Source organism: Sphingomonas sp. 2SG, from assembly GCF_005503285.1.
Taxonomy (GTDB): Bacteria; Pseudomonadota; Alphaproteobacteria; order Sphingomonadales; family Sphingomonadaceae; genus Sphingomonas; species Sphingomonas taxi.
On record NZ_SCMZ01000041.1, the window covers coordinates 21,890 to 34,896 of the forward strand.

15 protein-coding genes are annotated in these 13,007 nt (G+C 68.8%); 10 read left to right on the forward strand and 5 right to left on the reverse strand.

Translation table 11 applies throughout. The features are described from left to right. The first annotated feature begins 135 nt into the window (after positions 1 to 135). The 4 genes from egtB to FFS23_RS20185 are packed head-to-tail and all read left to right on the forward strand — an operon-like array spanning position 136 to position 3,433. On the forward strand, positions 136 to 1,386 hold the full coding sequence (egtB, locus tag FFS23_RS15205; RefSeq protein WP_137899262.1) for an ergothioneine biosynthesis protein EgtB: 1,251 nt from the start codon (positions 136 to 138) through the stop codon (positions 1,384 to 1,386). Then, complete coding sequence (gene egtD / locus FFS23_RS15210; RefSeq protein WP_038664362.1) at positions 1,387 to 2,364, forward strand: L-histidine N(alpha)-methyltransferase; 978 nt, start codon at positions 1,387 to 1,389, stop codon at positions 2,362 to 2,364. It abuts the gene before it with no gap. 56 nt (positions 2,365 to 2,420) lie between these two features. Further along, positions 2,421 to 3,290, forward strand: coding sequence for a 3-hydroxybutyryl-CoA dehydrogenase (locus FFS23_RS15215; protein WP_137899263.1), 870 nt, complete (start codon positions 2,421 to 2,423; stop codon positions 3,288 to 3,290). Further along, a complete protein-coding gene (locus tag FFS23_RS20185; RefSeq protein WP_169742552.1) occupies positions 3,287 to 3,433 on the forward strand; it encodes a hypothetical protein in 147 nt (48 codons plus the stop codon). The genes FFS23_RS15215 and FFS23_RS20185 overlap by 4 nt, the downstream gene beginning before the upstream one ends. Positions 3,434 to 3,509: 76 nt before the next feature. Here FFS23_RS20185 and FFS23_RS15220 read toward each other — a convergent pair whose 3' ends face one another. From FFS23_RS15220 to ykgO, 4 genes are all read right to left on the reverse strand, one after another. Next, positions 3,510 to 4,868: an amino acid permease gene (locus tag FFS23_RS15220; protein WP_081974445.1), complete on the reverse strand. Its 1,359-nt coding sequence runs from the start codon at positions 4,866 to 4,868 to the stop codon at positions 3,510 to 3,512. A gap of 10 nt (positions 4,869 to 4,878) precedes the next feature. Next, positions 4,879 to 6,210, reverse strand: a complete 1,332-nt coding sequence (locus tag FFS23_RS15225) for a NupC/NupG family nucleoside CNT transporter (RefSeq protein ID WP_137899264.1) — start codon at positions 6,208 to 6,210, stop codon at positions 4,879 to 4,881. A 232-nt stretch (positions 6,211 to 6,442) separates the two neighbouring features. Then, complete coding sequence (locus tag FFS23_RS15230; protein WP_245640732.1) at positions 6,443 to 7,072, reverse strand: HAD family hydrolase; 630 nt, start codon at positions 7,070 to 7,072, stop codon at positions 6,443 to 6,445. A 25-nt stretch (positions 7,073 to 7,097) separates the two neighbouring features. Continuing rightward, positions 7,098 to 7,223, reverse strand: a complete 126-nt coding sequence (gene ykgO, locus FFS23_RS15235) for a type B 50S ribosomal protein L36 (protein ID WP_003046794.1) — start codon at positions 7,221 to 7,223, stop codon at positions 7,098 to 7,100. Between the two features lie 137 nt (positions 7,224 to 7,360). Here ykgO and FFS23_RS15240 point away from each other — a divergent pair, with 137 nt between their 5' ends. The 6 genes from FFS23_RS15240 (at position 7,361) to FFS23_RS15265 (ending at position 12,356) form a co-directional block, all read left to right on the forward strand. Next, the gene (locus FFS23_RS15240; protein ID WP_137899266.1) at positions 7,361 to 7,972 is read left to right on the forward strand and encodes a DUF4136 domain-containing protein; all 612 of its coding nucleotides are present in this window, start codon (positions 7,361 to 7,363) and stop codon (positions 7,970 to 7,972) included. A 140-nt stretch (positions 7,973 to 8,112) separates the two neighbouring features. Further along, positions 8,113 to 9,222, forward strand: a complete 1,110-nt coding sequence (locus FFS23_RS15245; RefSeq protein ID WP_137899267.1) for a M14 family metallopeptidase — start codon at positions 8,113 to 8,115, stop codon at positions 9,220 to 9,222. Continuing rightward, positions 9,222 to 9,686: a GNAT family N-acetyltransferase gene (locus tag FFS23_RS15250; protein WP_137899268.1), complete on the forward strand. Its 465-nt coding sequence runs from the start codon at positions 9,222 to 9,224 to the stop codon at positions 9,684 to 9,686. The genes FFS23_RS15245 and FFS23_RS15250 overlap by 1 nt, the downstream gene beginning before the upstream one ends. A gap of 13 nt (positions 9,687 to 9,699) precedes the next feature. Continuing rightward, positions 9,700 to 10,386: a 2,3-diphosphoglycerate-dependent phosphoglycerate mutase gene (gpmA, locus tag FFS23_RS15255; protein WP_038664381.1), complete on the forward strand. Its 687-nt coding sequence runs from the start codon at positions 9,700 to 9,702 to the stop codon at positions 10,384 to 10,386. Between the two features lie 438 nt (positions 10,387 to 10,824). Then, the gene (gene purE / locus FFS23_RS15260; protein WP_137899269.1) at positions 10,825 to 11,301 is read left to right on the forward strand and encodes a 5-(carboxyamino)imidazole ribonucleotide mutase; all 477 of its coding nucleotides are present in this window, start codon (positions 10,825 to 10,827) and stop codon (positions 11,299 to 11,301) included. Beyond that, positions 11,301 to 12,356, forward strand: coding sequence for a 5-(carboxyamino)imidazole ribonucleotide synthase (locus FFS23_RS15265; protein ID WP_137899270.1), 1,056 nt, complete (start codon positions 11,301 to 11,303; stop codon positions 12,354 to 12,356). Before purE ends, FFS23_RS15265 begins: the two co-directional genes overlap by 1 nt. Positions 12,357 to 12,362: 6 nt before the next feature. Here the strand turns inward: FFS23_RS15265 and FFS23_RS20335 are convergent, their stop codons facing one another. Then, positions 12,363 to 12,779, reverse strand: coding sequence for an energy transducer TonB (locus tag FFS23_RS20335; protein WP_212742987.1), 417 nt, complete (start codon positions 12,777 to 12,779; stop codon positions 12,363 to 12,365). Between the last annotated feature and the right edge of the window lie 228 nt (positions 12,780 to 13,007).

The following is a 13,007-nucleotide window of genomic DNA, read 5'->3' on the forward strand; positions in this document are numbered from 1 at the left end:
CATCCGCCCAACCGGATCGAGTGTGAAACAGCCTCGAACCCATCGAAATCGCGCGAAACGTCCATCCCGGCTGCAACCCTTTGCCGTTTCGCGCGCTGTCCTGACTTGCGTTAAGACGCGCGGGGGAGGCCAGCCATGTTGAAGATCGCACCTCAGCCGCTAACGCCGCTCGCCGAGCGCTTTTCAGCCGTCCGCGCACTGACGCTGGCGCTCGCCGAGCCGCTGTCCGACGCCGACGCCACCGTCCAGTCGATGCCCGACGCGTCGCCGACCAAATGGCATCTCGCGCATACAACGTGGTTCTTCGAGACCTTCGTGCTGCGCGACCACGTCCCCGGCTATCGCCTGCACGACGAACGCTTTCCGTTCCTGTTCAACAGCTATTACGAGGCGGAAGGCCGCCGCCACGCGCGCGACCGCCGCGGCATGATCACCCGTCCGACGCTCGACGAGGTGCGCGCCTATCGCGCCTATGTCGACGCAGCGCTCGTCGCCGCGCTCCCCGACCTGCCCGAAGCGGCACGCGAGCTCGTCGCACTCGGCTGCCATCACGAGGAGCAGCATCAGGAACTGCTCGTCACCGACATCCTGCATCTGTTCGGCGAGAATCCGCTCGAACCGGCGATCTGGCCCGCCGCGCCCAAGGTGCCGGTGGCGATGCCCGCTCCAATTCGCTGGATCGACCATGCCGGCGGCATCGTCCGCATCGGCCATGACGGCGACGGTTTCGCCTTCGACTGCGAGGGGCCGCGCCACGACGCCCTGCTCGCGCCGCATGCGCTCGCCGACCGCACCGTCACCAACGGCGAGTGGGCGGCGTTCATCGCCGACGGCGGCTATCGCGATCCCGCGCATTGGCTCGCCGACGGCTGGGCCTGGGTGAAGGCCGAGGGGATCGTCGCACCGCTCTATTGGGAGGAGCGCGACGGCAAATGGACGCGCTTCGGCCTCGACGGCCGCCGCGCGATCGACCCCGCCGCGCCGGTGACCCACGTCAGCCTCTACGAGGCGGACGCCTATGCGAGCTGGGCCGGTGCGCGGCTGCCGACCGAATTCGAATGGGAGGCCGCGGCGCAGGCACAGGACGCACGCTGCGGCAACCAGATGGATGCCGCCGGCCCGGTCGAGCCGCGCCCCGCGTCCGGCCCCGCCTTTTTCGGCGACGTCTGGGAATGGACCGGCAGCGCCTATCGCCCCTATCCCGGCTTCCGCACGATCGAGGGCGCGGTCGGCGAATACAATGGCAAGTTCATGAGCGGCCAGTTCGTGCTGCGCGGCGGCAGTTGCGCGACGCCGCGCGGCCATGCCCGCGCCAGCTACCGCAACTTCTTCTACCCGCATCAGCGCTGGCAGTTCACCGGCGTGCGGCTCGCCAAGGACCTCTGAATGTTGAAGCCCGAAGTCGAGGACGGCGAGCAGACGCTCGCCGATCCGCAGTTCCGCGCCGACGTGCTCGCCGGGCTGGAACGCCGGCCCCGCGCCATTCCCGCGCGCTGGTTCTACGACCGCCGCGGCTCCGAATTGTTCGAGGACATCACCAACGTCCCCGAATATTATCCGACCCGCACCGAGACCGCGATCCTCGAGACGATCTGTCCGGAAGTCGCGGACATCGCCGGGCGCGGCCGCGCGGTGGTCGAATTCGGCTCGGGCTCGTCGGTCAAGACGCCGCTGCTGCTGCGCTGCACCGAACCCTCCGCCTACGTCCCGATCGATATCTCCGGCGATTTCCTGCGTGATTCCTCGCGCGCGCTGTCGGAGGCCTTCCCCGGCCTGCTCGTGCTGCCGTTCGAGGCGGATTTCATGCGCCCGCTCACCCTGCCGGCGACGATCGCGGATACGCCCAAGCTCGGTTTCTTCCCCGGATCGACGATCGGCAACATGATCCCGCTGATGGCGGTCGACCTGCTCCGCACGATGCGCGCGTCATTGGGCGAGGGCGCGATGCTCCTGATCGGCATGGACCGGATCAAGGACGAGGCGACTCTGGTCGCCGCCTATGACGATGCCGGCGGGGTCACCGCGGCGTTCAACCGCAATGTGCTCGACCGCATCAATCGTGAGCTTTCCGGCACGATTCCGGTCGAATCCTTCGCGCACGAGGCGCGCTGGAACGACGATCGCGCGCGCATCGAGATGCACCTAGTCGCCACCCGCGACGTCGCATTCACCGTCGACGGCCAGCCCTTTGCGATGGCGGCGGGAGAGAGTATCCACACCGAGAACAGCCACAAATATGGCTCGCGCGATGCGCGCATCCTGCTCCGCTCGGGCGGCTGGACGCCGATCCGCGAATGGACCGATCCCGACGGCCTGTTCGGCCTGTTCCTCGCCGAGGCGCAGGCGGAGCGCCCCGCCCCCTGACGGCTGGCAGACGCGCCGAAAGCGGCTATGGCGCGTCAAAAGCATAGGAGATGGACGTGGAGTCAGTCGGAGTCATCGGTTCGGGCCAGATGGGCGCGGGCATCGCGCAGGTATCGGCGGCGGCAGGCTATCGCGTGTTCTTGAGCGACGTGTCGGTCGAGCGCGCCGAGGCAGGCAAGGCGGGGATCGCCAAATTGCTCGCCCGCGCGGTCGACAAGGAGAAGATCGACGCCGCGACCCGCGACGCGACGCTCGCCCGCATCGAACCCGTCGCCAATGTCGAGGCGATGGCCGACTGCGGCCTCGTCATCGAGGCGGCGACAGAGCGCGAGGAGATCAAGCGCGCGATCTTCGGCCAGGTCGGCAAGGTGCTCGGACCCGACGCGATCCTCGCCTCCAACACCTCGTCGATCCCGATCACCCGGCTGGCGCAGAGTTCGCCCGATCCGCAGCGCTTCATCGGCGTGCATTTCTTCAATCCGGTGCCGGTGATGGGCCTGATCGAGGTGATCCGCGGCCTCGCCACCTCCGACGCGACCGTCGGTGTGATCGAGGCCTATGCCGACCGGCTCGGCAAGGCGGTGGTCCGCGCCAACGACGCGCCGGGCTTCATCGTCAACCGCGTGCTGATGCCGATGATCAACGAGGCGGTGTTCGCGCTCGGCGAGGGCGTCGCGACGATCCGCGACATCGACCTTGCTTGCCAATTGGGTCTCAACCACCCGATGGGGCCGCTGACGCTCGCCGACTTCATCGGCCTCGACACCTGTCTGGAGATCACGCGGGTGTTGTTCGAAGGGACCGGCGACCCCAAGTTCCGCCCTGCCCCGCTGCTGGTGAAGTACGTCGAGGCCGGCTGGTACGGCCGCAAGACCGGCCGCGGCTTCTACGATTACAGCGGCGCCACCCCGGAGCCGACACGATGAGCCTCGACGATATGATGGTCGACACGCCCGACGGGCCGATGACCTACAAGGAATGGAAGAAGAAGAACCCGGTGCAGCTCCCCTCGCGCCGCACCAAGGGCAAGGACCTGCCCAACAAGGTCAAGATGCGGACGGACGAATAACTCATCGTCATCCTCATTATGTCATCCCCGCGCAGGCGGGGATCCAGACGCGCGGGTCCGCGCTTGAGCCGCACCGTCAGCGTCTATGGATCCCCGCCTCCGCGGGGATGACGATCGTTGGGGGGCGGGCGCGAAACCACATCGCATACACGCCCGCCAGCACCGCCAGAAACGGCACGCCATACACCAATGTCAGCGCGAACGGCGCGGTGAACGGCGTCGTCAGCAGGATCGCGACGATCGCCCCTGCCCCGGCGAGGCTCGTCCACGGATGCCCCCACAGCCGGAACGCCGCCGGCGCTCCGTGCCGCCGCCGGAAGGCGAGATGCGTCACGAAGATCATCCCCCAGGTGAACAGCGCGCCGAAGATCGACACCGCGATCATTACCCCGAACGCCGCCTCCGGCCGCCACGCATAGACGCCACCCGCCACCGCGATCCCCCCGCCCGAGACGAGCAGCGCCGCCGCCGGCACACCGCGCCGGTCGACCCGCGCCAGCGCGCGCGGCGCGAGGCCGCTCTCGGCGAGGCTGAACAGCATCCGCGACGCGGCATAGAGCTGGCTGTTCATCGCCGACAGCGCCGCGATCAGCACCACCGCGTTGAGCACGCCCGCGGCATAGGGGACGCCGCTCGCCTGCATCACCGTGACGAACGGGCTCGTCGCCGTCCCCGCCTGCGTCCACGGCACGATCGCCAGCATCACCGCGAGGCTCCCGAGATAGAAGAGCGCCAGCCGCAGCATCGTCGAGCGGAAGGCGCGGACGATCGCGCGCTCGGGATCGCGCGCCTCACCCGCCGCGACCGCGATCATCTCGATGCTGATATAGCTGAAGATCGCGACGATCACCGCGGTCCAGATCCCGCCCAGCCCGTGCGGCGCGAAGCCGCCGGCGTCGGTATAATGGGAAAAGCCGATGCCATGCGCGGCGATCACCCATGATCCGACCGCGATGAAGATCAGGATCGCCGCGATCTTGATCGCCGAGAAGACATATTCGACCGCGCCGAACAGCCGCACGCTGGCGAGGTTGACGCCGAGCAGCGCCAGCGAGAAACCGGCGATCCACCACAGGCCCGGCACGCCGGGCGCCCAGTAGCGCATGTAGATCGCCACCGCGGTCACCTCGGTCCCGATCGCGAGGATCACCGCCGCGGCATAGGCATAGCGGACGAGGAAGCCCGCGAACCGGCCGAGATAGCGTTCGGCGAACAGCCCGAACGACCCCGTCGCCGGATCGGCTACCGTCATCTCGGCAAGGCAGCCCATCAGCGCCAGCGTCACCAGCCCGCCGATCGCATAGCTGACCAGCACCGCCGGCCCGGCCAGCCCGATCGCGAGGCCGCTGCCGAGGAACAGCCCGGTGCCGACCGCGCCACCGATCGCGATCATGGCAAGCTGGCCCGGCCCGAGCGTGCGGCGCAGGCCGGTCATCGCGTGCAGCTCACCCGATCAACAGCCCGGCGAGCGCCGCGCTCATCAGATTGGCGAGGCTGCCCGCCGCCAGCGCGCGCAGGCCGAGCCGCGCGATCGTCGGCCGCTGGTTGGGGGCGAGGCTGCCGGTCACCGCCATCTGGATCGCGATCGACGAGAAATTGGCAAAACCGCACAGCGCAAAAGTCACCACCGCGACGGTGCGCGGCGACAGGCTCGTCTGCGTGCCGAGATCGATATAGGCGACGAATTCGTTGAGCACGATCTTCTCGCCGAACAGGCCGCCGGCGATCCCCGCCTCGTTCCACGGCACGTTGAGCAGGAACATCACCGGCTGGAAGACATAGCCGAGCAACGCCTGGAAGCTCAGCCCCGGCAGCCCGACCATATTGCCCAGCCCGCCGAGCAGTCCGTTGGCGAGCGCCACCAAGGCGACGAAGGCCAGCACCATCGCGCCGACCGCCACCGCCAGCCGCACGCCGGTCTGTGCTCCCTGCGCGGCGGCCATGATGAGATTGGCGGGCTTTTCCTCGTCATGCGTCGCGTCGGGCAAAGGCTCGCCCGGCACGCCCTCGGGCAACAAGGCGGCAGGGCCGGCGCCGCTGATCCGCGCTTCCGCCAGCCGGATGTCGCGATTCTCGTCGGGCAAGTCGCCGAGCGGCAGCTCGCCTTCGGGGGTGACGCGGCGATCGGGCATGATGATCTTCGCCATCAATATGCCGCCCGGCGCCGCCATGAAGCTCGCCGCGAGCAGATATTCGATGCGGATGCCCATCGAGGCATAGGCCGCGAGGATCGTGCCGGCGACGCCCGCCATGCCGCTGGTCATCACCGTGAACACCTGCGGCGGGGTGAGGCCGGCGAGATAGGGGCGGATCACCAGCGGCGATTCCGACTGGCCGACGAAGATGTTCGCCGCCGCGCAGAGCGATTCGACCTTTGAGGTGCCGATGACGGTCTCGATCGCGCCGCCGACCCAGCGCACCACCACCTGCATCACGCCGAGATAATAGAGGATCGAGACGAGGCTGGCGAAGAAGATGATGACCGGCAGCGCCGCGATCGCGAAGCTCTGGCCGCCAATCTCGGGCGCGGCGAGCTTGCCGAACAGGAATTCCGTGCCGCGTTGCGAATAGCCGAGCAGCGCGGCGACCCCGGCCGAGGCGCCGGCGAGCGCCTGCCGCCCCGGCCCCCAATAGAGGACGACGGTGGCGATCAGCGCCTGCAACGCGAAGGCCGCGCCGACGACGCGCAGCCGGATCGCGCGGCGATCGGCGGAGAGCAGCACGGCGATGCCGAGAATGACGAGGATGCCGGCGACGCCGATCAGGATACGATGCATGATTCATCCCGCGGGGAAGTGAACGACGCGGCCCCCCGGCAGCGCGGCCGCACCATACACGGCGTTTATCAGGAGACTAGCGGCGAATGGGCGGGGGGACGCCCCTCCCTTCCACATCCGTCATCCCCGCGCAGGCGGGGATGCAGACGCGCGGATCCCGCTTGCGCCGCACGGTTGGCGTGTATGGATCCCCGCCTGCGCGGGGATGACATGGAATTGGAAGGTCGGGTCCCTAAACCGGCTGAGCCAGCAACCCCAGCGCCACCAGCTCGCGCCGCAGCGTCGGCTCGTCGGTGAAGTGCAACCCGATCAGCCCGACGCTGCGCGCGCCGTCGATGTTCGCCGCATTGTCGTCGATGAACACCGTCCGCGCCGCCGCCAGCCCGAACCGGTCGAGCGCCAGCCGGTAGATCGCCGGATCGGGCTTCACCATCTTCTCCACCCCCGATACGACGATGTCGCGGAAGCGATCGAACATCGCCGCCTCGCGCGCGCGGAACGGCGGCCAGAATTCGTGGCTGAAATTGGTGATCGCGAACAGCGGCACGTCCGCCGCCTCCAGCTCGTCGACCAGCGCCGCCATGCCGGCGATCGGCGCGCCGATACTCTCCAGGAACCGCGGTCCCCAGAGTCCGATCAGCGCCGCATGCTCCGGATACAGCGCGGCAAGCTCCGCCGAGGTCTCGGCGAAGTCGCGTCCGGCATCGTGCTGGAAATGCCATTCGTGCGTGACGACGTCGCGCAGGAACGCATCGAGCGCCCGATCGTCGTCGATCAGGCGCCGGTAGAGGATCCGCGGATCCCAGTCGTACAGGACCCGGCCGACATCGAAGATCACGGCCGTCGGGGCCGTGAGCGACACGTCGGCCGCGGGCATACCCAAAGGGTTAGCCCTGGCGCGCCTTGAAGCGGCGGTTGGTCTTGTTGATGACGTAGGTGCGGCCGCGGCGACGGATCACGCGATTGTCGCGATGACGGTCCTTGAGCGACTTCAGGCTATTGCGGATCTTCATGATCGATTCGCTTCTTTTCGAAATTGACGGTGTCGGTGAAAGCGCGAGCGCCTAAGGGCGGAGGCCGTAATAGTCAAGCAACGCCACACGCGTTAGAGCGTTTCCCAGACGCAACGTATCGCAAAGGTATCCCCGTGATGAGCATCCGTCCGTTCCTGGCCCTCGGCGTCGCCGCCGCGGCACTTGCAGGCTGCGCGACCACGTCGCCGCTCCCGCCGACGGAGGTGATCCGCTACCATCTCGGCGCGCCGATCGCGCGCGGCACGATCGCGGTCGAGCCGCTCTCGGGCGGCGCCCCCGCCAGCCTCGAGTTCAAGACCTATGCCGCCGCGGTCGAGGCCGAATTGCTCAAGGTCGGCTATACCTTGCCGGCGCAGGGCGCGACGCCCGACTATGTCGCCACCGTCGCCTTCACCCGCACCAGCCGCGAGGGCCCGCCGCGCCAGTCGCCGGTCAGCATCGGCATCGGCGGCGGCGGGTTCAGCGGCGGTGGTGGCCGCCGCGGCGGCGGCGGCGTCGGGCTGGGCGGCGGCATCGGCTTCCCGATCGGCAGGAGCCGTCCGACCGAATTGCTCGTCGCCGAGCTCGCGGTGACGATCAAGCGCCGCGCCGACCAGTCGCCGATCTGGGAAGGCAAGGCGCAGGGGATCAGCGACATCAAGGGCGCCGACCAGCAGGCCGGCAAGCTCGCCCGCGCGCTGTTCACCGGCTTTCCGGGCGATTCGGGCCGCACCATCACGGTGAGGTGACCGCCCTCGCCCTCACCCCGCGCCGCCTGCGGCGTCTTTCCCTCTCCCGGCGGGAGAGGGAGGGAGGCGCGCAGCGCCGGAAAGGGTGAGGGTGACGTCATCCCCTTCGCCAAGCATCCTCTACCAATCAGGCACGCCTCATGACCCTCAGCATCAACGCCGCCTTCGACGGCGGCAACATCCGCGTCATCGCCATCGAGGGCGACCGCATCGACCTCGAGATCGTCAAGGACCACAAGTCCGACTTCTTCCAATGGTTCTATTTCCGCGTCGCCGGGGCGCACGGCCGGCGGCTGCGCTTCCGCATCGTCAACGCCGGCCAGTCCGCCTATCCGTTCGGCTGGCCCGGCTACAGGACGCGCGTCAGCACCGACCGGCAGGCGTGGCGGATGATCGACACCACATATGACAATGGCGTGCTGTCGTTCGATTACGCGGTCGAGTCCGAACTCGCCTGGTTCGCCTATTTCGCGCCCTATACGATGGAGATGCACCACGATCTCGTCGCGCGCATCGCCGCCCGGCCCGGCGTCACGCATCGCGAGCTCGGCACCTCGCTCGACGGCCAGAGCATCGACTATTTCCGCATCGGCGACGGTCCCAAGCCGGTGTGGCTCTACGCCCGCCAGCATCCCGGCGAATCGATGACCGAATATTGGATGGACGGCGCGCTCGACTGGCTGACCAGCCCCGCCGCCGCGCCCTTGCTCGCCAAGGCGACCGTCCATGTCGTTCCCAACATGAATCCCGACGGCACCCGCCGCGGCCATCTGCGCACCAATGCGGCGGGGGTGAACCTCAACCGCGAATGGCACGCGCCGACGCCCGAGCGCAGCCCCGAGGTGCTGTGCGTCCGCGATGCGATGGACGCGACCGGCGTCGCCTTCGCGATCGACGTCCACGGCGACGAGGCGATCCCGGCGAACTTCATCGCCGGCTTCGAGGGTATTCCCAACTGGACCGAAGACCATGGCGTCAAATTCTACGCCTTCGGCCAGCGCCTCGCCGAGCACACGCCGGATTTCCAGACCGAGAAGGGCTATGAGAAATCGAGCGCGGGCAATGCCAATCTCTCGATGTCGACCAACCAATTGGCGCAGCGCTTCGGCGCGGTGTCGGTGACGCTGGAGATGCCGTTCAAGGATCACGATCCCAATCCCGACGCCGAATTCGGCTGGTCGCCCGAACGTTCGCGCGCGCTGGGCGTGTCGTGTCTCGAGGTGCTTACCGGGATGATCGACGAAATCTGATGGAGATCAGGCAGGACGATCCCGCCGCGCCCTATGTCGCGGACCTGCTCGCGCATCACCTCACCGAGTTGCGCGGGCAGATGGCGGATTTCGCCTTTGCGCTCGATGCCGGCGGCCTGTCGGCGCCGGGCGTGACCTTCTGGACCGCGTGGCGCGATGGCACGCTGGTCGGCTTCGTCGCGCTCAAACGGCTCGATCCGCGCCACGGCGAGGTCAAGTCGATGCGCGCCGCCCCGGCCGCGCGCGGCACCGGCGTCGGCCGCGCGCTGCTCGATCATGTCGTCGCGGTCGCCCGCGATCGCGGCTACGACCGGCTCAGCCTCGAAACCGGCACCGCCGCCCTGCACGCGCCGGCGGTCGCTTTGTATCGCAGCGCCGGCTTCATCGACACCGGGCCGTTCGCCGACTATCGGCCGAGCCCGCACAACCAGTTCTTCGCCCTCGACCTTCGTCCTCGATCCTAAAAGGGAGCTTCCGATGCCGCGCCTCGTCCTGATCCGCCACGGCCAGTCCAGCTGGAACCTCGAAAACCGCTTCACCGGCTGGTGGGACGTCGACGTCACCGAAAAGGGCGCCGCCGAGGCGCGCGCCGCGGGCGAGATGATGGCCGCCAAGGGCCTCGACTTCGACATGACCTTCACCTCGCTGCAGACGCGCGCGATCAAGACGCTCAACCTTGCGCTCGAGGCGATGGGCCGGCTGTGGCTGCCGACCGAGAAGGACTGGCGGCTCAATGAGCGCCATTACGGCGGCCTCACCGGGCTCGACAAGGCGGAGACGTCGGCCAAGCACGGCGAGGCGCAGGTCAAGATCTGGCGCCGCAGCTTCGACGTGCCGCCGCCGCCGATGGAGGCGGGCAGCGACTATGACCTGTCGGCCGACCGCCGCTATGCCGGCATCGCCATTCCAGCGACCGAGAGCCTCAAGGACACGATCGCCCGCGTCCTGCCTTATTACGAGGAGCGGATCGTGCCGGCACTGCGCGACGGCCAGCGCGTGCTGATCTCCGCGCACGGCAATTCGCTGCGCGCTTTGGTCAAGCATCTGTCGAACATCCCCGACGACGAGATCACCGGTCTGGAAATCCCGACCGCGCAGCCGATCGTCTACGAACTCGACGACGCGCTCAACGCTACCGATCGTTATTATCTCAGCGAACGGTAAGTGTGGTGGGCGCCACGCCCTCCCCTCTTCCTTCGTCGTTTCGCGGGAACAGGGTCCTTGCGAACGTCCACCAGTGCTCCTGCGAACGCAGGAGCCCAGGAGTCTCGAACTCGATAAGCTGTTGCTTTGCTTGACCCTGGGTTCCTGCTTTCGCAGGAACACTGGAAAGCCCAAGTGACCGAGCGAACTCTAGAGAGGTTTCGGCTCCGCAGGGATGACGAAGGTGGCACCAGATTTTCGCCCCTGTCCTACACCGGTCCCACGCGCTACACCCGCCGCGCTCTGTCTCATCGTGACCCCCGATCACCACCTTAACGGAAACGATAGACCCGGATCGTTTCCGTTAAGGTGTCCATCTTGTCCATGTCGTCCAACACGGGTGCGCGCCTGCCGGTGCAAGCCGTTGCCCTCCCTCCGCTCTGCCGCTAACCGCCGTCTATGACATTGGTCGGCATCATCATGGGTTCGACGTCCGATTGGGACACGATGCGGCACGCGGCGGACGTGCTCGCCGAACTGGGCGTCGCGCATGAGACGAAGGTCGTCTCCGCGCATCGCACCCCCGACCGGCTCTACGATTACGCCAAGACCGCGGCGGACCGCGGCCTCAAGGTCGTCATCGCCGGCGCCGGCGGCGCCGCGCATCTGCCCGGCATGGCCGCGGCGATGACGCATCTGCCGGTGCTCGGCGTACCGGTCCAGAGCAAGGCGCTGTCGGGGCAGGACAGCCTGCTCTCGATCGTCCAGATGCCGGCCGGCATCCCGGTCGGTACGCTGGCGATCGGCAAGGCCGGCGCGACCAACGCCGGCCTGCTTGCCGCGGCGATCCTCGCGACGCACGACGCCGCGCTGTCCGAACGCCTGCAAGCCTGGCGCCGGCGGCAGACCGACGCGGTCGCCGACGAGCCCGCCTGATGCTCGCTCCCGGCAGCACGATCGGCATCCTCGGCGGCGGGCAACTGGGCCGGATGCTCGCCGTTGCCGCGGCGCAGCTCGGCTATCGCACGCACGTGCTTGCCCCCGAGGCGGACAGCGTCGCGGCGCAGACCGCGGCGAGTCTGACCCGCGCCGATTATCACAATCGCATCGTCCTCGCCGACTTCGCCGCCGCCTGCGACGTCGTCACCTACGAGTTCGAGAATATCGCGCTCGGCCCGGTCGAATGGCTCGCCGAACGCGTGCCGGTCCATCCGCATCCGCGCGCGCTCGCCGCCGCGCAGGAGCGGATCGCCGAGAAGCGCTTCGTCGAGCGCGTCGGCGGCCGCCCGGCGCGCTGGGCCGCGGTCGACAGCCGCGAGACGCTGATCGCGGCGCTCGACCATGTCGGCACGCCTGCGGTGCTCAAGACCGCGCGCTTCGGCTATGACGGCAAGGGCCAGATGCGCCTCCACGGCCCCGCCGACGCCGATGCGGCGTGGGACGCGATCGGTGGCCCCGCGGTGCTCGAGGCGTTCGTCGATTTCAGCCACGAATTCTCGATCCTGATCGCGCGCGGCCAGGACGGCGCCACCGTCCGCTACGACCCGCCGCAGAACGTCCATGTCGATGCGATCCTGCGCACGTCGCGCGTGCCGGCGCCGCAGCCGATCCTCGACCAGGCCGGGGAAGCGACCGCGCTCGCCTGCCGCATCGCCGCCGAGCTCGATTATGTCGGCGTGCTCGCCTGCGAATTCTTCGCCACCGCCGATGGCCCGGTGTTCAACGAAATGGCGCCGCGCGTCCACAATTCGGGCCATTGGACGATCGAGGGCGCCGAGACCTCGCAATTCGAGAACCATATCCGCGCGATCTGCGGCCTGCCGCTCGGCAGCACCGCGCTGACGGGCAGCGCAGTGGCGCTCGAAAACCTGATCGGCGACGATGCGTGGCAGCCGGCGCTGACCGAGCCCGGCGCGCACCTCCACCTCTATGGCAAGGGCGCGGCGCGGCCCGGCCGCAAGATGGGCCACATCACCCGCGTCCAGCGCTGAACCGGATCAGCGCGTCTTCGCCGATGGCGGCTTCGCGATGTCGAAGGCGACCGGCACGATCACCGGCACCGGCAGCACCTTGCCGTTGCGCAGCACCGGCCTGATCCGGAACAGCGGCGCCATCTGCACCGCGGCGGCGCCGAAGCCGATGCCGGTGGGCGTATCCGACACCACCCAGCACCGTTCGGGCCGGCCCGAGCGCGGCACCCGACAGGCGAGCAAGGCATGCCCCGAAACGCGGTCGCGCACCGCATCGGGCGGCCAGAAGCGCCGCAGTTCGGCGTCCGTTGGCCGGTAGATCCAGCTCGCCCGCGCATAACGGACCTTGCCACCGCCGCCATCGCCCGCGCCATTGCCTGCACCGCGACCGGCACCCGTCCCCAGGCCCGCCCCGACCGACGGCGGCCCGACGAGCTGCGCCACGTCCTGATCCGCACCGAAGGGTGACGGTATCACCGCGCTCGGCGGCGGCGGTGGCGCGAGCGGTTGCGGCGTCGTGTCGATCGGTGGCGGCGGCGGCGGCGGTCGCGAGGCCGTCGGCGGCGCGCTGCCTGACGGTGCCGGTACGGGCGGGGGTGGCCGTTTCGGCGGCGGCGGCAGTTCGGGCGGTGGCGGCGGCGGCGGTGGCGCCACGTCGAACAGCGTCAGTGC

Excerpts from the sequence above, each read along its gene's own strand:
- egtB (WP_137899262.1), top strand. The coding sequence starts at position 136 with ATGTTGAAGATCGCACCTCAGCCGCTAACGCCGCTCGCCGAGCGCTTT.
- egtD (WP_038664362.1), top strand. The coding sequence starts at position 1,387 with ATGTTGAAGCCCGAAGTCGAGGACGGCGAGCAGACGCTCGCCGATCCG.
- FFS23_RS20185 (WP_169742552.1), top strand. The coding sequence starts at position 3,287 with ATGAGCCTCGACGATATGATGGTCGACACGCCCGACGGGCCGATGACC.
- FFS23_RS15220 (WP_081974445.1), bottom strand. The coding sequence starts at position 4,868 with ATGACCGGCCTGCGCCGCACGCTCGGGCCGGGCCAGCTTGCCATGATC.
- FFS23_RS15225 (WP_137899264.1), bottom strand. The coding sequence starts at position 6,210 with ATGCATCGTATCCTGATCGGCGTCGCCGGCATCCTCGTCATTCTCGGC.
- ykgO (WP_003046794.1), bottom strand. The coding sequence starts at position 7,223 with ATGAAGATCCGCAATAGCCTGAAGTCGCTCAAGGACCGTCATCGCGAC.
- FFS23_RS15240 (WP_137899266.1), top strand. The coding sequence starts at position 7,361 with ATGAGCATCCGTCCGTTCCTGGCCCTCGGCGTCGCCGCCGCGGCACTT.
- FFS23_RS15245 (WP_137899267.1), top strand. The coding sequence starts at position 8,113 with ATGACCCTCAGCATCAACGCCGCCTTCGACGGCGGCAACATCCGCGTC.
- FFS23_RS15250 (WP_137899268.1), top strand. The coding sequence starts at position 9,222 with ATGGAGATCAGGCAGGACGATCCCGCCGCGCCCTATGTCGCGGACCTG.
- gpmA (WP_038664381.1), top strand. The coding sequence starts at position 9,700 with ATGCCGCGCCTCGTCCTGATCCGCCACGGCCAGTCCAGCTGGAACCTC.
- purE (WP_137899269.1), top strand. The coding sequence starts at position 10,825 with ATGACATTGGTCGGCATCATCATGGGTTCGACGTCCGATTGGGACACG.
- FFS23_RS15265 (WP_137899270.1), top strand. The coding sequence starts at position 11,301 with ATGCTCGCTCCCGGCAGCACGATCGGCATCCTCGGCGGCGGGCAACTG.